Here is an 18,711-nt window from a genome sequence, read left to right as displayed (position 1 = left end):
CCGGCGTTGGCCTGACAAATGTCACGGCCAACGCCGGAGGTAACGCACTAACCGGCCGGAAGCCGCGGCCATAGCGTTCTTCTCATGAACGCCATCGTGTTCGACCACGTCAGCAAGCACTACGGGGACGTGCTCGCCGTCGACGACCTCTCCCTCGCGATCGAGCCAGGCAACACCGTGGCCCTGCTCGGCCCCAACGGCGCCGGCAAGTCCACCTCCATCAACCTCCTGCTCGGCCTGCTCAAGCCCACCACGGGCACGGTCGCCGTGCACGGCCGCACCCCCGACGAGGCCGTCCGGGCCGGCCAGATGGGCGCCATGCTCCAGAACGGCGCGCTCATCCCCGAGCTGTCCGTCAAAGAGCTCATCGACCTGGTACGCCGCCTCTACCCGAACCCCCTCGCCCTGGACGAGATCCTCAAGCTGGCCGACCTGACCGAGCTCGCCGGCCGGCGGGCGAACAAGCTGTCCGGCGGCCAGTCGCAGCGCGTCAGGTTCGCCCTGGCCGTCGCGGGGGCGCCCAAGATCCTGCTGCTCGACGAGCCGACCGCGGCCATGGACGTGGAATCGCGACTGCGCTTCTGGGCCAGCATGCACGACTACGCCTCCGACGGCAGGACCGTGCTGTTCGCCACCCACTACCTGGAGGAGGCCGACGAGCACTCCGACCGGGTGATCGTCATCGCCAAGGGCCGGCTGGCCGCCGACGGCACCGCCGCCGAGATCAAGGCCGGGGCCGGCGGCCACACCGTCAGCTTCGCCCTCGGCGAGCAGCCCGCGGCCGGGCTCGACCGGCTGCCCGGGGTGACCGCCGTGGAGGTCGCCGGTGGCGTCGTCACCCTGCACACCTCCGACACCGACGCCACCCTCGCCGCGCTCTACCGGGGCACCACCCTCGACGTGAGCGAGCTGAAGCTCTCCAGCGCCGACCTCGAATCCGCCTTCCTCGCCCTGACCAGGGAGTCCTGATGCTCTACTACGCCAAGACCGAGGCCATGCGGATGCTGCGCAACCGGCGCTACCTGATCTTCGTGGTCGCCTTCCCCGTCCTGCTCTACCTCATCAACGCCAACATCTACGGCAACCAGACCGACGCGGGCGGCGTGAGGTACAGCGTCATCCTGATGGTGTCGATGGCCGCCTACGGGGCGCTGGCCTCGTCCATGATGAGCTCGGCCGTGCCGTGGGCCACCGAGCGGCAGTCCGGCTGGCTGCGCCAGCTCCAGATCACCCCGCTGCCGAGCTGGGCGATCATCGTGACCAAGCTCGGCGCCACCATGGTGCTCGTGCTGCCCTCGCTGGTGCTGGTGAGCCTGGCCGCCGTGGTGCAGCAGCACGTGTCGCTGTCGCTCGGCACCTGGGCGGAGCTGCTGCTCGCGCTCTGGCTCGGCGTGCTGCCGTTCGTCGCGCTGGGTCTGGCCATCGGGTCCGTGCTCTCGGCCGACGCCGCCCAGCCGGCCGCGATGATCTGCATGTTCGCGCTGGCGATCGCCGGCGGGCTGTGGTTCCCGCCCGAGGTGCTCGGCGACACCCTGCGCACGGTCGCGGACGTCACCCCGTCGTTCCACTACGCCAGGCTGGGCCAGAGCATCGTCGCCGGCCAGGGACTAGCCATGACGGACGTGCTGGTCGTCGCCGGGTGGGCGGTCGCGCTGGGGGGCGCGGCCGCCTACCTTTATCATCGGGCTACCGTACGCTCTTGACACCAGCTCCACAGGCGTTTCACCTCTCCGCCGGCCCGGCGGCGAGGATCTTGCGAATCGCGCGGGAGACGGCTTGGCCATCGCCGCCTCCCGCACTGTAGCGGGACACGGGGCGTCGCGCCGCGTCTCCTCGTCCAAGGAGTCTCCATGAGCTTCGCCGAGAGGATCACCTTCGGGGACGCGGATGGCAAGCCGTCACGCAAGCGGCGGCTGATCGGCATCTCCGTGGGCCTGGTCTACCTGGTCTTCCCCGTCAGCGACATCGTGGGTGGCACGTTCACGGGGGCCCGGGCGGTGTGGGCGGCGGTGCTGCTCGTCACGTTCGTCGCCTCCTTCCTCGCGACGGTGCTGGTCAACAAGGGCATGTTCGACCACAGCCGCCTGACCTATCCGCTGCTCCTGGTGACCAGCGTGCTCGGCGTGGTGGGCGCCACCTCCTTCGGCGGCCCCTGGCTGAGCCTGCCGGTCTACACCGTCGTGCTGTACGGGTTCACGCTGCCGCCCCTGTGGGCCGTCGTGGCCGTGGTGGCCCAGCTGGCCGTCGTCGTCGGCGCCGGCCTGATCAACCACGACGACGCCGACACGATCATCGTCCTGGGCCTGCAGGTTCTGACGCTCGGCGTGCTGTTCATCAGCGTGCGCAACACCAGGGCGCTGACCGTCAAGCTGCGCCTGGCCCAGGACGAGGTGGCCCGGCTGGCGGCCACGGAGGAGCGGCTGCGCATCGCCCGCGACCTGCACGACCTGCTCGGGCACAGCCTGTCGCTGATCGTGCTCAAGAGCGAGCTGGCCGGACGGCTGTCCGAGGACTCGCCGCAGGCGCACAGGGAGATCACCGACATCGAGACCGTCGCCAGGAAGGCCCTGACGGAGGTGCGGGAGGCCGTCACCGGCTACCGCCAGCGCAGCCTGCCAGAGGAGCTCGACAACGCCAGGACCGTGTTACGCGCGGCGGGCGTGGCGGCCGAGGTGCGGGTCTCGGGGACGCCGCTGCCCGAGCTGCTCGACGGGCTGTTCGGCTGGTCCGTACGCGAGGGCGTCACCAACGTCGTGCGCCACGCGCGGGCCACCCGGTGCGAGATCAGGGTGACGTTCGAGGCCGGACACGCCACCCTGGAGATCATGGACAACGGAACGGGCGGCGACGGGCCGTACGCGATGGGCAGCGGGCTGAGCGGGCTCAACGAGCGGGTGGCGGGTGCGGGCGGCACGGTGGAGGCGGGCCCCGCCAGGGGCGGCGGCCATCACCTGCGGGTGCTGGTGCCGGTCGGGAAGGAGGCCTGCGCGTGATCCGCGTGATGCTGGCGGAGGACCAGGGCATGGTACGCGGCGCGCTGGCATCCCTGCTGGGCCTGGAGCCCGACATCGAGGTGGCCGGCGAGGCCGCCGACGGGGAGGAGGCGGTCGCGGTCGCCGCCAAGGTCCGGCCCGACATCGCGCTGCTCGACATCGAGATGCCCGGCATGGACGGGCTCGCGGCCTGCGCGAGCATCACGCGGCAGGTGCCCGGGTGCCGGGTGATGATCCTGACCACGTTCGGGCGGCCCGGCTACCTGCGTACCGCCATGGAGGCCGGGGCCTCGGCGTTCCTGGTGAAGGACAGCCCGGCCAGGGAACTGGCCGCGGCCATCCGGCGGGTGCACGCGGGGGAGCGGGTGATCGACCCCGGGCTCGCCGCGGCGGCCCTCAGCGCCGGGCCGAACCCGCTGTCGGCGCGGGAACGGGACGTGCTGGAGGCGGCGGTGGACGGCTCCACGATCGGCGACATCGCCGGCAAGCTGCACCTGTCGGAGGGGACCGTGCGCAACTACCTGTCCTCGGCCATCCAGAAGACGCACGCCCGCAACCGCATCGAGGCGGTGCAGCGCGCCAAGGCCCAGGGCTGGCTCTGACACCCGGGCTCAGCGGAGCCCGGCCACCGCCTTGACCGCCTGGTCCACCTGCTCGGGGGTGGTCACGATGCTGGTGCCGAAGCGCAGCAGCGGCGGGTCGTACGGCGTCACGCTCGCGATCACCTTGCTCGCGTGCAGCCGGTCGACGGCCTCCATCGGCGCCATCCCCTCGATCGAGCAGCACACGAGGCCCGCCGACAGCTCGGGCGCCCGCGGCGTGGCCAGCGTGACCTGCGGGATCGCGGCCAGGCCGTCCTTGAGCCCGGTGGCCAGCTCCTGCGTGCGCCGCCGCACCCGGTCCTTGCCGATCGCCGTCATGAACCCGAACGCCTGCGGCATCGCCCACCGGTGCTCGAACGCCTTGAAACCGCCCGGCGTGACCAGCTCCGCCGTGCTCGCCCCCGGGGAAGCGCCGCCCTGCCACGCCTGGAACGACGCTCCGCTGAAGCTGGCGATGATCGGGGAGACCGCGTCCCAGGCCCTGCCCCACACGATGCCGGTGCCGCGCGGCCCGAACAGCCACTTGTGCGTGCCGCTGGCCAGGAAGTCGCAGCCCAGGTCGCCGGGGCCCTCGGCCATCGCGCCGAACCCGTGCACGCCGTCCACGCACAGCAGCGCCCGGTCGTGCTCGTCGCGGCCCTTGTTCGCCTCGGCGAGCATGTCGGCGATGGCGCGGACGGGCACGCGCACGCCGGTGCTGGAATGCACCCAGGTGACCGCGACCACCCTGGTACGCGGGCCGAGCCCGGCCTTGATCGCCGCCACCATCCGGCCGGCGTCGGCGCGGGCGGGGTCGTCGTACAGCCTGACCTTGCGCACCTTCGCGCCCGTGCGCTCGGCCAGCAGCCGCAGCCCCTCGTGGGTGGCGAGGAAGTCGTGCTCGGTGGTCAGCACGTCCTGGCCGGGGCGCAGCCTGAGGCCGGAGTAGAGCAGGGCCAGGCCCATGGTGGTGCTGTCGGTCAGCGCGACCTCCTCCGCCCTGGCGCCCAGATAGCGGGCCGCGGCCTCGCGTACCGTCCGGTCGGGCGACTGCGCGCCGGGCGGCGTGTACTCGGGGTCGGCGTCCAGCGCGTCGCGGTGCTTGGCGATCGTCTCGCGGACCGGGGCCGGGGCCGGCGCCAGCACGAACGCCGCGAACTGCCCGTAGGCCGGGTCCAGCGCGAACTGGGCCCGCACGGACGCCCAGTCGCCGGGGTCGAACTTAGGCTTCACCGCAGGCGTACCGGTCGTGCACGCGCTCGTCAGCCCCGCCAGCATCCCGGCCCCGAGCAGGGTTCTCCTGTCCATCCGCATGGCTACTTCCTATCCCGGTCGCGCGCCCGCGCCCAGGACCCCCACGCGAGTCGTTCGTCAACTCCTGATCGCGGCGACCTGCCTGATGAGGTCGGAGACGCGGACGATGCCGAGGCAGCGGTTCATCTCGTCGGTGACCACCAGGTCGTCATAGACGCGGGCCGAGTCCCGGCCCGCCGCCTGCATGGCCGCGATCGCCGGGGTCGTCCGCGGCACCGTGCGGGGCGGGTCGGCCAGCCGCTGCGCCGGCTTCGAACCGTGCAGCGCGTGCCCGTACCGGGCCGCGAACGACAGCAGGAACCGGCTGCGGTCGAGGCTGCCCTTGGGCCGCTGGAACTCGTCCACCAGGATCACGCTGGTGATCGTCGGCTCGTGCCCGAACGCCTTCACCGCGTCCTCCGCCTTGGCCTCCGCGGGCAGCGTCACCGCCGGGATGAGCAGTTCCTGGACGCGCGGCCCGAGCATGACGGAGACCGGCTTGTCGGTGACGGGGAGCGGCACCCGTACCTTGCCGTCGGGGCCGGGGGCCAGCAGCGGGCCGTGCGCCAGTCGCACGCCGAGGCCGCGGGCCACCGCGACCTGCGGCTCGCGTTCGACCCCGGGGGCGAGCACGTGGGCGCCGATGCCGCGGGCCAGCGTCACCACCGACCGCGCCACCGCGGTCGCGCGATGGTCCCCCGGGATGCGGGTGACCATCTCGGGGTCGAGGGCCAGCAGGTACGGGCTCGTGTCGGCGACCAGGTCCAGGGCCGCGCCGCTCGTGCCGACGTCGGCGAAGCCGAGCAGGTAGCCGATCGTGCGCAGGCCGTCGAGCCCGACCTTGAGCAGCGGCCGGTCCTGTTCCTGGCACGGTCCAGTGAGCAGCAGGATCGCCTCGCGGGGATGCCTGCCGGCTCTTCGGAGCGACTCGTGCAGAGGCGCCAGGGCACCCGCGCCTGCCAGGACGACCCTGACGGGCAGCTCCAGCACCATGGGCAGGGGGGCCGCCCTGAGCGTGCCCGCGGAGTCGACGACGGCCGGGTGGGCGATTACTGCCCCGGTGTCGAGATCCACCATGGGGCTGGTGAGCAGGGAGGACACGTTCAGATGGTGGTGCAGTCGCGGGCGGGGCTGAAGGCCCAACCCGCAGAATTTACCGACATTTCGTTTTCCCTCCGGGGAGCGGCGGCTTGGCCGTGGGGAATGCCGTTCGGTTAGCCTTCGGGGCATGAGCGCGCGTCCGGCGAGGGGTGGCGGCCGGTGGGTCACGGTGCCGCCGGAGCGCCTGCATCCGTGGATCGACGGGTTCGCGGGGCGTCACGGGCCCTTCACGGCGACCGGCGACGAACGGGTCGTGCGGCTGCTCGCCGACGACGGGGCCCTGGCCGAGCTGCACGTGCCGTTCCCGCCCATGGCGCCGCCGGGGCCGCCGCACGTCACCCGGTTCGTCGCGCACGCCCAGGCCGCGCGGCAGGTGGGGGTGTTCCTGGTGCGGCTCGGGGGCTACGCGGCGGGGGTCTTCTCCGGGGCGTCGCTGGTGGCCTCCAAGGTGGGGTCGCGGCTGGTGCAGGGGCGTACGGCGGCGGGCGGGTGGTCGCAGCAGCGCTTCGCCCGGCGGCGGCGCAACCAGGCGGCGCAGGCGTACGACGACGCGGTGGAGACGGCGGTGCGGGTGCTGACGCCGTACCTGGGGGAGCTGGACGGGGTGGTGCTGGGCGGCGACCGCCGGGCCATGGACGCCCTGCGCGCCGACCGGCGGCTCGCGCCCCTGCTGGCTCTGGAGACCGAGCCGTTCCTGGTGGTGCCCGATCCTCGGCTGGCGGTGCTCCGGGACACCCCGGCGTCCTTCCGCGCCACCCGCATCCGCATCGTCGATCCGTCCTGACCTCATCCCTTCACGCGGCCCCGTGACCGGTTTGAGAGTTTGAGACGATTCAAAAGAATCTTGAATGCCGCTATGATGCGAGAGTTCGCGGAGGACCGTCATCGGCGGTCCATCCGTTGTCCCTGCGCCCACGGCGTACCGCGTCCAGCGGATCGCCGCAGGTAGCGGTAGGGCGCATCCACGGTGGACCGCTTCAAAGCGGCCCGCCGCAGCACCTTCGGTGGGCCGCGTCCAGTGGACCACCGCCAAGTAGTGGATTATGCATTTCAAGCAGCACGGCCTCGTGAGGATCGATGGCGACCAGGAACATCAAGGAGGTCGCGCAGCTGGCGCGCGTCTCGGTGGGCACGGTGAGCAATGTGCTCAACCGCCCGGAGATCGTGTCCCCCGCCACACGCGAACGCGTCTTCGAAGCGATCAAGAAACTGGGCTTCGTCCGCAATGAGGTGGCTCGCCACCTGCGGGTGGGCCGTAGCCGCACGGTCGGCCTCGTCGTGCTCGACGTCTCCAACCCGTTCTTCGTGGACGTGGCCCAGGGCGCCGAGTCGGTGGCCGACGACCACGACTCGATGGTGGTGCTCTGCAACAGCGCCGGCGACCCCGGCCGCGAGCGCCGCCACCTCGACCAGCTCGAACAGCAGCGCGTCATGGGCATACTGATCACCCCGGTGGAGATGGAGAGCCCCTGGCTGGAGGAGCTGGCCGCCCGCGGCACGCCCGTGGTGCTGGTCGACAGCCCCGCGACCGGCCTGCAGTGCTCGGTGGCGGTCGACGACCGGCTCGGCGGCCAGATCGCCGGCGCCCACCTGATCGAGCGGGGGCACCGGCGGATCATGTTCGTCGGCGGGCCGACGTCCATAAGACAGGTGGCCGACCGGCACGCGGGCATCAGCAGCGCCGTGGCCGCGGCCGACGGCGCGGTCGAGCTGCTGACCTCCACCGCTCCCACGCTGACCGTCGCGGAGGGCCGGGCCGTCGGGGAGCGCGTCGCGGCGCTGCCCGCCGACGAGCGGCCGACGGCGGCGTTCTGCGCGAACGACATGATGGCGCTGGGCTTCTTACAGGCGATGGCCACGCACGGACTGCGCGTGCCCGAGGATCTGGCCATCATCGGGTACGACGACATCGACTTCGCCGCGGCCGCCGCGGTGCCCCTCTCCTCGATCCGGCAGCCCCGTGAGCTGCTCGGACGTACGGCGATCGACCTGCTGCTCGAAGAGGTCGCCGACCCGGAGCAGCATCGGCACCGGCAGGTCATCTTCCAGCCCGACCTGGTGATCCGGGAGTCGAGCGCGTTCGATCGGCGCTCCTGACCCCGGCGCGTCCATGAACCGTTTCATCGCCGGCGGCCGCGCGCCCGCCGGCTCCGTTCGGCGTGCGCACGTTCCCGGCGAGCCGAGCGACCCCTTGAAGGAGCCCCCTTGACCGAGCTCTACAGCAACCCGCTGGCCACCCCCGATGACCTGGCAGGATTCCGCCTGGAGGGGGACGGCGCCACCTCCTTCCCTCAGGGACGCCTGCGCCTGGAGAGCCTCAGGCCGCCTTCGGACGGCCAGGCGGCCAACCTGGTGCTCTGGTGTCCCGAGGAGTTCCCCGCCGACGTGCGGATCGAATGGGACTTCTGGCCCGTCCGCGAACCCGGCCTGGCCATCATGTTCTTCCATGCCCGCGGCAGGAACGGCGAGGACCTGTTCGACCCGGGCCTGGCCACCCGCACCGGCCCGTACGACCAGTACCACCATGGCGACATCGACGCCTACCACGTCTCCTATTTCCGCCGGATGTGGGCCTCCGAACGCGCCCTGCACACCTGCAACCTGCGCAAGAGCCACGGGTTCCACCTGGTCGCGCAGGGTCCCGACCCGCTGCCGGCGGTGCTGGACGCCGAGGGCCCGTACGCGATGCGCCTCGAGGTCAGGGCCGGGACGGTCACGTTCTCGGTCAACGATTTGGTCTCGTTCCGCTGGGCGGACGACGGCTCGATCGGCGGTCCCGCCCTGGCCGGAGGCAAGGTCGGGTTCCGGCAGATGGCCCCGCTGATCGGAGAGTACGCAAATCTCCGGGTATCTCGTCATTGACTTTGAGTCGATTCAACACTAATTTCGCACCAACCGCCGTTCACTGGCTTGTAACGGGGCAGGAATCGCGGTGCAACAACCCCACCCCCGAATCCGTGCACATGCCACGAGAGGTGGTGCCGGATGAACCATCCCGCCATGTCTATCAGGCTTCAAGCTGCCTGCTCAGAGCTCATCTGGGCGGTCCAGCTCAACCTGATGTGGATCGTCTTCACGCTCGCTGGAGGCGTGATCGGCGGGCTCGGGCCCGCCACTGTCGCCGCGTACACGCTGGCTCGGCGGCGGACTCGTAATGAATCGTTTCATGGCTGGGCCGAATTCTGGACCGTCTACCGACGGGAGTTCGCCCGGGCCTCGCTGCTGGTCCTGCCCGTGGCGGCGCTGGCCACCGTCCTGGTCGGCAACTATCTTTACCTCTCCGCTCTCGGGCCCAGCATGGGAGCGTTGCGGATCGCGACCTTCGTGGCGCTCATCGCACTCGCCGGTGTGGGGGCGTACGTGGGACCGCTGTACGCGCACTACGATCTGCCGCTACGGGCCTACTGGCCCAAGGCGGCGCAGCTAGCGCTCCTGCGCCCGGCCTCGTCCGTGCTGTTGCTGCTAGCGCTATCAGCCATCGCCTACGCGACCTCGGCGGCGCCCATCCTCGCGCCGGTGATCAGCTTCGGCGCGTGGATCTATCTCAACACGTGGCTCTGCCAGCGCTTCTTCGCGGAGAACGAGGCGCATCTGCATTCGAAAGGGAACTCATGAGCGCATCCCGTCGTCGCCGGCTTCTGGCCGGTGTGTTAACGCTCACGGCTGCACTCACCGCCTCGGCCTGCTCGGGCGGTGACGCGCCCGCCGGCGATCCGAACACGCTGACCATCATGACCAAGCTGTTCGGCGCCGCGCCCGACCCGAAGGGCGAGATGCAGCAGGCGGTCGAGAAGTTCCTCGGCAAGAAGCTCAAGATCAACTGGGTTCCCAACGCCGAGTATGCCGACAAGGTCAACGTCACGCTGGCTTCGGGCAACGTGCCGCAGCTCATCGTCGTGGACCCGCACGGTCCGGCGTTCGTCAAGGCCGCACAGGCCGGGGCGTTCTGGGACTTGACCGACAAGCTGGACAAGTACCCGAACCTGAAGCCGACGGACGAGCGCCGCGTGCTCAACGCCTCCATCAACGGCAAGTCGTACTCCATTCCCCGGATGCGGCCCATGCTGCGTTCGGCGGTCATGATCCGCAAGGACTGGCTGGAGAAGCTCGACCTGAAGCTGCCCGAGACCGTCGACGACCTCTACACCATCGCCAAGGCGTTCACCGAGAAGGACCCCGACGGCAACGGCAAGAAGGACACCTACGGCCTGATCATCCCGAAGTGGCCGGGCAAGTACGCCAGCTCCAGCCCCTATGACACGCTCGAGACCTGGTTCGGCGCCCCGAACGAGTGGGGTGAGCGCGACGGCAAGCTGGTCCCCGGCTTCGACACCCCCGAGTTCCTCGAGGCCAACAAGTTCCTGAAGAAGATGATCGACGAGGGCCTGGTCAACCCGGACTTCGCCAGCTACGACACGGCCAAGTGGGACGATCCGTTCTTCCAGGGCAAGGGCGGCATCATCATCGACGTGAACGTCCGCTCCAGGGCGCTGCTCGACAAGTTCAGGGATGCCGGCGACAAGGACTACGGCGACAAGGTCGCCATGGTCGGCAACCTCAAGCGCGCCGACGGCAAGAAGTTCTCCCTGCCGTTCACCGGCTACAACGACGCCATCGCGATCTCCAAGCAGAGCGTGCGTACCGACCAGGACCTCGACAACGTGCTGAAGGTCCTGGACAAGCTGGGGTCGAAGGAGGGCCAGGTCCTGGTCCAGAACGGCATCGAGGGGCGCAACTTCAAGGCCGACGGTGACACCGCCGCGCTGATCAACGAGACCGACCCCGCGGTCAGGGTCGTCCAGGACAACGTCGACCAGGCCTTCACCCAGCTCGGCTTCAAGGGCGACACGACGTACGGCGGCCTCGCCTACGCGCGCACGCCGTCCGGCCAGCCGTACAAGGACATCATCAAGCTGGGCTTCGACCTGATGAACGAGGACCTCAAGACGGCCGTGTTCAACCCGGCGCTGGCCGTGGTCTCACCCACCAAGGTCGCCAAGGGCGCACAGCTCGACGACATCATCCCCGACGCCCGGATCAAGTACCTCTCCGGTGAGATGACCGAAGAGCAGCTGAAGGGCGAGATCAAGCGCTGGTACGACGCCGGCGGCACGCAGGTCGCCACCGAGATCAACGACCTGGTCTCCAAGCTCGGCACCAACTGATCCGCCTGAGGGGCCCGGGCCGCCGTGCCCGGGCCCCTCACATGAAAGGAGGCCGCTGTGGCCACCGACCTGGCGCCGCCTCCCGCGAGGGCGGCGAGCAAGCCCGGCCGACGCCGGAGGCCGGGATTGGGCGCCGCCCTGGCGCGCTATCGCTGGCTCTACCTGATGCTCCTTCCGGGCGTCGTCTACTTCGCGCTCTTCAAGTACCTGCCGATGTACGGCATCACCATCGCCTTCCAGGACTTCCTGCCGTTCCTCGGCTACTCCGGCAGCCCCTGGGTGGGCTTCCAGCACTTCCAGGATCTGTTCACCGGGCCGGACTTCGGCCGGCTGATGTTCAACACGCTGTTCCTGGCGCTCCTGACCGTGGTCTTCATCTTCCCCGCGCCGATCATCGTCGCGCTGCTGCTGAACGAGCTGCGGATCAACGTGCTCAAGCGTTGGGTCCAGTCGGTGATGTACATCCCGCACTTCCTGTCCTGGACGATCGTCGCGTCGCTGACGTATCTGCTGTTCTCCGCGGATTACGGGGTGCTCTCCGGATGGATCCGCGACATACTCGGCGACACCGCGAAGATCGACTATGTCGCGCAGGAGGAGTGGTTCCGGCCGCTGATCATCCTGCAGCAGATGTGGAAGCTGACCGGCTGGGGCACGATCATCTACCTGGCCGCGCTGGCCGGTGTGGACCCGCAGTTGTACGAGGCGGCACGCATGGACGGCGCCAGCCGCTTCCGCCAGCTCTGGCACGTCACGCTGCCCGCGATCCGCCCGACGATCGTCGTCATGGCCATCCTCACTTCGGGCAACCTGCTCGACACGGGCTTCGAGCAGATCTGGCTCATGACCACCTCGCTGAACCGCTCTGTGGCGGACGTGTTCGACACCTACGTCTACTACACCGGTATCACCCAGGGCGCCATCAGCTACTCCACCGCCGTCGGCCTGTTCAAGGGCGTCGTCGGCTGCATCCTGATCTTCGGCTCCAACTGGCTGGCCAAGCGCCTCGGCCAGCGTGGACTGCTCTAGGGGGCCCTGGATATGAACAGCATGAAGCACAAGAAGCTGAACACCGAGTACAGCACCGTGGCCAGCCGAGTGTTCGACGTGATCAACGTCGCCGTGCTCGTCGGCCTGGCGCTGGTCACGGTGCTGCCGCTGCTGTACGTGCTGGCGGGGTCCTTCGCGAGCGAGTCGGAGATCTCCGCGCGGCCGTTCTTCCTGTGGCCGGAGAAGTTCATCACGGACACGTACACGTTCATCTTCTCCACCCCCACCTTCGTCCGCGCCCTGCTCACGACCATCGTCGTGACGGCGGTCGGCACGGTGGTGCAGCTGGTGCTGACGTTCACCATGGCGTATCCGCTGGCCAAGCGGTACCTGCCGGGCCGGACGCTGGTGCTCAACCTGGTGATCTTCACGCTGGTCTTCTCCGGCGGCATGATCCCCACCTACCTGGTGGTGCGCGACATGGGGCTGCTGGACAGCTACTGGGCGCTGATCCTGCCGCTGGCGATCAACCCGTTCTATCTGATCATCGTGAAGAGCTTCTTCCAGGAGCTGCCGCAGGCGCTGGAGGAGGCGGCGCGCATCGACGGCTGCAACGAGATGGGCGTCTTCTTCAAGATCGTTCTGCCGCTGTCGAAGCCGATCATCGCGACCTTCGCGCTGTTCTACGCGGTGAGCATCTGGAACGACTACATGTCGCCGCTGCTGTACATCAGCGACCCCAGCAAATGGACGCTGCAGATCCTGGTGCGCCAGCTGACCAGCGCCGACCAGGCCGACGCGCTGGCGAACATGGACAGGACGTTCGTGCCGCCGGAGCAGGGCCTGAAGTTCGCGGTCGTGGTGATCGCGACGCTGCCGATCCTGCTCTTCTATCCGTTCCTGCAGAAGCACTTCGCGAAGGGCGTCCTGATCGGGGGCGTCAAGGAGTGAGTCGCGCCATCCTCCTGGCCGGTGACTCGACGGTCGCCTCGTGCCCGGCCTGGGAGGCGCCCATGTCCGGGTGGGGGGCGCAGCTCGGCGCGTACGCGGGTGAGCCCGTGCGCAACTTCGCCAAGGGCGGCGCCACCACGGCCAGCCACCGGGCCGAAGGGCTGTGGGCGGCGCTGCTGCGCGAGGTCGTGCCCGGAGACGTGGTCGTGATCCAGTTCGGGCACAACGACCAGAAGGATCCCGCGATCCCGTACCAGGACAACCTGCGCGCCTTCGTCGAGGAGGCGCGCGGGGCGGGGGCCTCGGCGGTGCTGTGCACGCCGGTGCAGCGGCGCCGGTTCGGCGGGGACCGGCTGGTGCCCACGCACGGCGACCGCCCCGACCGGGTGCGGGCGCTGGCCGCCGCCGAGGACGTGCCGCTGATCGACCTGACCGCCGCCACCACCGAGCTGTACGAACGGCTCGGCCCCGACGGCTCCAGGAGCCTGTTCACGCACTTCAAGCCGGGGGAGCACCCGCTCTACCCCGACGGGGTGGCCGACGACACCCACTTCAGCTTCCGCGGCGCCGACGAGGTGGCCGCGATCGTCGCCGAACGACTGAAGGAGATCCGATGACGGCACTTCGCTGGCTGGACCGACCGGGGGAGCAGGGGGTGACCTGGGGGGTTCCGTGGCCGCGCGGCGCGGTCGAGCGGGATGCGCCGTTCGCGCTGGCCGACCCGGAGGGCCGCGAGGTGCCCGTGCAGAGCTGGGTGACCGCCACCTGGCCCGACGGCTCGGTCAAGTGGTCGGCCCACGCGATCGGCGCGCGGCCCGCGGAGCTGTCGTACCGGATCGAGGCCGGACGCGAGCCCGCCGCGGCCGCCACTCCCGTCACCGTGGCCCGCCGGGACGGCGTGCTGACCGTGAGCACCGGCGTGGTCACCTGGACGATCGAGGAGTCCGGCGGCACGCTGGCCCGCTCGATCTCGCGCGGGAGCCGCGAGATCGCCAGGGACGTGCGCCTGGTCAGCCTCCGCCAGAGCGAGCCCACGCCGGACGACGGCGGCGCGGTGGCCCGTACGCGGGCCACGGGGCAGGTCGAGACGGTCACGGTCGAGCAGGACGGGCCCGTGCGCGCGGTCGTCCGGCTGGAGGGCCGGCACGGCGACTGGCTGCCGTTCACCGTGCGCCTGTACTTCCACGCGGGCGCCGAGCAGGTGCGGATCATGCACACGTTCGTCTGGGACGGCGACCCCGAGCGCGACTTCCTGGCCGGGCTCGGGCTGAGCGCCGACGTGGTCATGCGGGACGAGCCGCACGACCGGCACGTGCGTCTGGCCGGCAGCGGCGGCTTCCTCACCGAGGCCGTGCGCGGGCTGACCGGCCTGCGCCGCGACCCCGGCGAGTCCGTACGGCGGGCGCAGGTCGAGGGCCGGCCGGTCGGCGAGATCGCCCCCGAGGTCGCCAACCGGTTGCACCTCATCCCCACCTGGAACGACTACACCCTCGACCAGGGCTCCGCCGACGGCTTCACGCTGCGCAAGCGCACCGCCGAGGGCCACTCCTGGGTGACGATCCCCTCCGGCACCCGCTCGGCCGGCTACGGCTACGTCGGCGGCGCCGGCGGCGGCCTCGGCTTCGGGCTGCGCGACTTCTGGCGCCTGCACCCCACTCGCCTCGACGTCAGGAACGCGGCCACCGACCTGGCCACCGTGACCGCCTGGCTGTGGTCGCCGTCCGCGCCCGCCATGGACCTGCGCTTCTACCACGACGGCATGGGCCAGGACACCTTCGCCGAGCAGCTCGAGGGCCTGGAGGTCACCTACGAGGACTACGAGCCCGGCTTCGGCGACGCCCACGGCGTGGCGCGCACGCACGAGCTGACCCTGCGCGCCTACGAGGCCACGCCGTCCGCGCAGGACCTGTCCCGGCACGCGACCGCGATGAACCAGCCGGGGCTGCTGGCCGTGTCCCCCGAGCGGATGCGCGAGGCGGGCGTCTTCGGTGTCTGGGAGCTGCCGGACCGCTCGACGCCGGCCCACGCCGAGATCGAGGACCGGCTGGACTTCCTGTTCGACCTGTACGTGCGCGAGCGCGAGCAGCGCAGGTGGTACGGGTTCTGGGACTACGGCGACGTCATGCACACCTACGACCCGGACCGCCACACCTGGCGCTACGACGTGGGCGGCTACGCCTGGGACAACTCCGAGCTCTCGCCCGACCTGTGGCTGTGGCTGCAGTACCTGCGCACGGGCCGGCCGGACGTCTTCCGCTTCGCCGAGTCGATGACCCGCCACACCGGCGAGGTCGACGTCTATCACGCGGGCCGCTGGAAGGGCCTGGGCAGCAGGCACAACGTGCAGCACTGGGGGTGCAGCTGCAAGCAGCTGCGCATCTCCAACGCCGCCTACCGCCGCTTCTACTTCTACCTGACCGCCGACGAGCGCACGGGCGACCTGATGGACGAGCTGAGCGTCCCCGAGGCGACGTTCACCGTCATCGACCCCCAGCGCAAGGTGCGCGAGGACGTCTACACGCCGGACCCGTCGGCGCTGTCGGTCGGCCTCGGCACCGACTGGGGATCGCTCGCGGCCGCGTGGCTGACCCGGTGGGAGCGCTACGGCGACGAGCGGGCCAGAGACCGGTTGCTGGGCACGATGGCCGACATCGGCGCGCTGCCGAACGGCTTCCTGACCGGCGAGGCCCGGCTGGACCTGGCGACCGGGCGGTTCGACACCTCCCGGGACAAGATCTCCGTCTCGCACCTGTCGTCGCTGTTCGGGCTGCCGGAGATGTGCGCCGAGCTGATCGGGCTGGACCTGGACGTGCCCGGGTTCGAGCAGGCGTGGCTGCAGTACTGCCGCCTCTACCTGGCGCCGCCCGAGCAGCAGGAGGCGGAGGTGGGGGAGCGGCTGAGCGGGATCTCGCTGATCCAGGCGCACAGCAGGCTCACCGCGTACGCGGCCGCCCGCACGGGCGACGCCGGCCTGGCCGCCTGGGCGTGGCGCAAGTTCGCCCTGGACGAGGGGGACCAGCTCAACAGCAACCCGATGCAGCGGGAGAAGGACTGGCGCCTGAACCTGGTGGACGGGCCGCACGTGCTGTCCCCGGTGCACGAGGCGGCCTTCGTCAGCACCAACGGCGCCGCCCAGTACGGACTGGCCGCCATCCACAACCTCGCCCTGATCGGAGCGCAGCTGAAGGGATCATAACCGTACCGTATGACGTACGGTACGCTGTACGGAACCCGGAAATGTCGGGGCGGCGCTGTACGCTGTCCCGGCTTTCCCCTATGGCAACAAATCCCAAGATGGAAGGGTTCCGTGGTTTCCAGCCAGGCCAGCGCCGTTCACCGCGATCACACCGCCGCCGACAGCCACGACCTCATCCAGGTCCGCGGCGCGCGGGAGAACAACCTCAAGGGCGTCTCCCTCGACCTCCCCAAGCGCCGCCTCACCGTCTTCACCGGGGTGTCCGGCTCCGGAAAGTCGTCGCTCGTCTTCGACACGATCGCCGCGGAGTCGCGCCGGCTGATCGACGAGACGTACACGTCGTTCATCCAGTCGTTCATGCCGAGCCTGGCCCGCCCCGACGTGGACGCGCTGCACAACCTGAGCGCGGCCATCATCGTCGACCAGGAGCGGATGGGCGCCAACGCCCGCTCCACCGTGGGCACGGCCACCGACGCGCACACGATGCTGCGGATCATGTTCAGCCGCATCGGCGAGCCCCACGTCGGCGGGGCCGGCGCCTTCAGCTTCAACCTGGCCGAGGGCATGTGCCCCGAGTGCGAAGGGCTGGGCAAGGCGTCCACCATCGACGTCGACGCTCTGGTCGACCGCGAGCTGTCGCTCAACGACGGGGCGATCAAGGTCCCGGGATACCCGGTGGACAGCTGGCAGTGGCAGGTCATCGCGGGGTCCGGGCTGTTCGACCCGGCCGTCAAGCTGAAGGACTTCACGCCCGAGCAGTGGGAGGACTTCCTGCACAAGCCCCCCACCAAGCTCAAGTACGGCACCAACAACTTCACCTACGAGGGCCTGGCCGGCAAGGTCAGGCGGACCCTGCTGGGCAAGGACCGGGAGTCGATGCAGCCCTCGGCGCGGGCGTTCGCCGACCGGGCGCTCAAGCTCACCCTCTGCCCGTCCTGCGGCGGCTCCCGGCTGAACGAGGCCGCCCGGTCCGCCCGGATCGCCGGCCGCAACATCGCCGAGTGCGCGGCCATGCAGATCAACGACCTGGCCGACTTCGTCCGCGGGATCGGCAACCCCGCCGTGGGCCCGGTGCTGGACGGGCTGCGCTCGACACTCGAATCCCTCGTCGAGATCGGCCTGGGCTACCTGAGCCTCGACCGCGAGTCGTCCACGCTGTCCGGCGGCGAGGCGCAGCGGGTCAAGATGGTGCGCCACCTCAACTCCAGCCTGACCGACGTCACGTACGTCTTCGACGAGCCCACGGCCGGGCTGCACCCGCACGACATCCAGCGCATGAACAACCTGCTGCTCCAGCTGCGCGACAAGGGCAACACGGTGCTCGTCGTCGAGCACAAGCCGGAGACGATCGCCATCGCCGACCACGTGGTGGACCTCGGCCCCGGCGCGGGCACGGCGGGCGGGAGCCTGTGCTATGACGGCGACCTCGACGGGCTGCGCGCCTCCGGCACGCTGACCGGCCGCTACCTCGACCACCGGGTACGCCTGCGCGACGACGTCCGCAAGCCGGCCGGCCACCTGTCGATCACGGGCGCCACGCTGCACAACCTCAAGGACGTGAGCGTGGAGGTCCCGCTCGGCGTGCTGACCGTGGTCACCGGCGTGGCCGGGTCGGGCAAGAGCTCCCTCATCCACGGCTACATCGCCGGGCGCGAGGGCGTGGTGGTGGCCGACCAGTCGCCGATCCGCGGCTCGCGCCGGAGCAACCCGGCCACCTACACCGGTCTGCTCGACCCGATCCGCGCCGCGTTCGCCAAGGCCAACGGCGTCAAGCCCGGCCTGTTCAGCGCCAACTCCGAGGGCGCCTGCCCGGCCTGCAAGGGCATCGGCCTGATCTACACCGACCTGGCCATGATGGCCGGCGTGGCGTCGGTGTGCGAGGAGTGCGAGGGCCGGCGGTTCACGCCGGAGGTGCTGACGTACACGCTGCGCGGCAAGAACATCGGCGAGGTGCTCGACATGCCGGTGGCCGAGGCCCGCGACTTCCTGACCGAGCGGCAGGCCCGCACGATCCTCGACCGCCTGGTGGCCGTCGGGCTCGGCTACGTGGGCCTGGGCCAGCCGCTCACCACGCTGTCGGGCGGCGAGCGGCAGCGGCTCAAGCTGGCCATCAACATGGCCAAGAGCGGCACCACGTACGTGCTGGACGAGCCCACCACGGGCCTGCACCTGGCCGACGTGGACCAGCTCCTGGCCCTGCTCGACCGCCTGGTGGAGGACGGCAACACGGTCATCGTGATCGAGCACCACCAGGCCGTCATGGCGCACGCCGACTGGATCATCGACATCGGCCCCGGGGCCGGTCACGACGGCGGCCAGGTCGTCTTCTCCGGCACCCCCGGCGAGCTGGTCGCCGACGGCACCTCGCTCACCGCGATCCACCTGCGCGACTACGTGAGCAGGACCTGACCGTTCCGCGCTCCTGGAGCCCGCCCCAGGCC

Annotated in this window: 16 protein-coding genes; 14 read left to right on the top strand and 2 right to left on the bottom strand. The window is 70.4% G+C overall.

Annotation, left to right across the window (positions count from 1 at the left end; all coding sequences use genetic code 11):
- The first annotated feature begins 84 nt into the window (after nt 1–84).
- The 4 genes from AB0J87_RS28600 to AB0J87_RS28585 all read left to right on the top strand — a co-directional run bounded on the left by AB0J87_RS28600 (nt 85) and on the right by AB0J87_RS28585 (nt 3,595).
- Nucleotides 85–969, top strand: coding sequence for an ABC transporter ATP-binding protein (locus tag AB0J87_RS28600; RefSeq protein ID WP_363969983.1), 885 nt, complete (start codon nt 85–87; stop codon nt 967–969).
- On the top strand, nt 969–1,703 hold the full coding sequence (locus AB0J87_RS28595; protein WP_363969981.1) for an ABC transporter permease: 735 nt from the start codon (nt 969–971) through the stop codon (nt 1,701–1,703). Before AB0J87_RS28600 ends, AB0J87_RS28595 begins: the two co-directional genes overlap by 1 nt.
- A gap of 147 nt (nt 1,704–1,850) precedes the next feature.
- Nucleotides 1,851–2,993, top strand: coding sequence for a sensor histidine kinase (locus tag AB0J87_RS28590; protein WP_363969979.1), 1,143 nt, complete (start codon nt 1,851–1,853; stop codon nt 2,991–2,993).
- The gene (locus AB0J87_RS28585) at nt 2,990–3,595 is read left to right on the top strand and encodes a response regulator transcription factor (protein WP_318786876.1); all 606 of its coding nucleotides are present in this window, start codon (nt 2,990–2,992) and stop codon (nt 3,593–3,595) included. Before AB0J87_RS28590 ends, AB0J87_RS28585 begins: the two co-directional genes overlap by 4 nt.
- Before the next feature lie 9 nt (nt 3,596–3,604).
- Here the strand turns inward: AB0J87_RS28585 and AB0J87_RS28580 are convergent, their stop codons facing one another.
- Nucleotides 3,605–4,882, bottom strand: a complete 1,278-nt coding sequence (locus AB0J87_RS28580; protein WP_363969976.1) for an aminotransferase class V-fold PLP-dependent enzyme — start codon at nt 4,880–4,882, stop codon at nt 3,605–3,607.
- A gap of 63 nt (nt 4,883–4,945) precedes the next feature.
- Nucleotides 4,946–5,968: an EAL domain-containing protein gene (locus tag AB0J87_RS28575; protein WP_363969974.1), complete on the bottom strand. Its 1,023-nt coding sequence runs from the start codon at nt 5,966–5,968 to the stop codon at nt 4,946–4,948.
- 127 nt (nt 5,969–6,095) lie between these two features.
- Between AB0J87_RS28575 and AB0J87_RS28570 the strand changes: the two genes are divergently transcribed.
- From AB0J87_RS28570 to AB0J87_RS28525, 10 genes are all read left to right on the top strand, one after another.
- Entirely contained in the window at nt 6,096–6,752 is a 657-nt protein-coding gene (locus AB0J87_RS28570; RefSeq protein ID WP_363969972.1) for an acVLRF1 family peptidyl-tRNA hydrolase, read from the top strand.
- A 293-nt stretch (nt 6,753–7,045) separates the two neighbouring features.
- Entirely contained in the window at nt 7,046–8,065 is a 1,020-nt protein-coding gene (locus tag AB0J87_RS28565) for a LacI family DNA-binding transcriptional regulator (protein ID WP_350735145.1), read from the top strand.
- A gap of 108 nt (nt 8,066–8,173) precedes the next feature.
- Complete coding sequence (locus tag AB0J87_RS28560) at nt 8,174–8,830, top strand: DUF1961 family protein (RefSeq protein ID WP_363969970.1); 657 nt, start codon at nt 8,174–8,176, stop codon at nt 8,828–8,830.
- Nucleotides 8,831–8,953: 123 nt separating this feature from the next.
- Nucleotides 8,954–9,583 carry a DUF624 domain-containing protein gene (locus AB0J87_RS28555; RefSeq protein WP_363969968.1) on the top strand — a complete coding sequence of 210 codons (630 nt, stop codon included), beginning with the start codon at nt 8,954–8,956 and terminating at the stop codon, nt 9,581–9,583.
- A 116-nt stretch (nt 9,584–9,699) separates the two neighbouring features.
- On the top strand, nt 9,700–11,133 hold the full coding sequence (locus AB0J87_RS28550) for an extracellular solute-binding protein (protein ID WP_363969966.1): 1,434 nt from the start codon (nt 9,700–9,702) through the stop codon (nt 11,131–11,133).
- A 57-nt stretch (nt 11,134–11,190) separates the two neighbouring features.
- A complete protein-coding gene (locus AB0J87_RS28545; RefSeq protein ID WP_363969964.1) occupies nt 11,191–12,162 on the top strand; it encodes an ABC transporter permease subunit in 972 nt (323 codons plus the stop codon).
- 12 nt (nt 12,163–12,174) lie between these two features.
- A complete protein-coding gene (locus AB0J87_RS28540; RefSeq protein ID WP_363969962.1) occupies nt 12,175–13,074 on the top strand; it encodes a carbohydrate ABC transporter permease in 900 nt (299 codons plus the stop codon).
- A complete protein-coding gene (locus AB0J87_RS28535) occupies nt 13,071–13,691 on the top strand; it encodes a rhamnogalacturonan acetylesterase (protein WP_363969960.1) in 621 nt (206 codons plus the stop codon). The genes AB0J87_RS28540 and AB0J87_RS28535 overlap by 4 nt, the downstream gene beginning before the upstream one ends.
- Nucleotides 13,688–16,270 carry a Tat pathway signal sequence domain protein gene (locus AB0J87_RS28530; protein WP_363969958.1) on the top strand — a complete coding sequence of 861 codons (2,583 nt, stop codon included), beginning with the start codon at nt 13,688–13,690 and terminating at the stop codon, nt 16,268–16,270. Before AB0J87_RS28535 ends, AB0J87_RS28530 begins: the two co-directional genes overlap by 4 nt.
- Nucleotides 16,271–16,381: 111 nt before the next feature.
- Nucleotides 16,382–18,679, top strand: a complete 2,298-nt coding sequence (locus tag AB0J87_RS28525) for an excinuclease ABC subunit UvrA (protein ID WP_350735160.1) — start codon at nt 16,382–16,384, stop codon at nt 18,677–18,679.
- Nucleotides 18,680–18,711: the final 32 nt, after the last annotated feature.

It is taken from the genome of Nonomuraea sp. NPDC049625 (assembly GCF_040675285.1).
In the GTDB taxonomy this organism is placed as follows: Bacteria; Actinomycetota; Actinomycetes; order Streptosporangiales; family Streptosporangiaceae; genus Nonomuraea; species Nonomuraea angiospora_A.
This window is presented reverse-complemented; position numbering and strand designations above follow the sequence as displayed.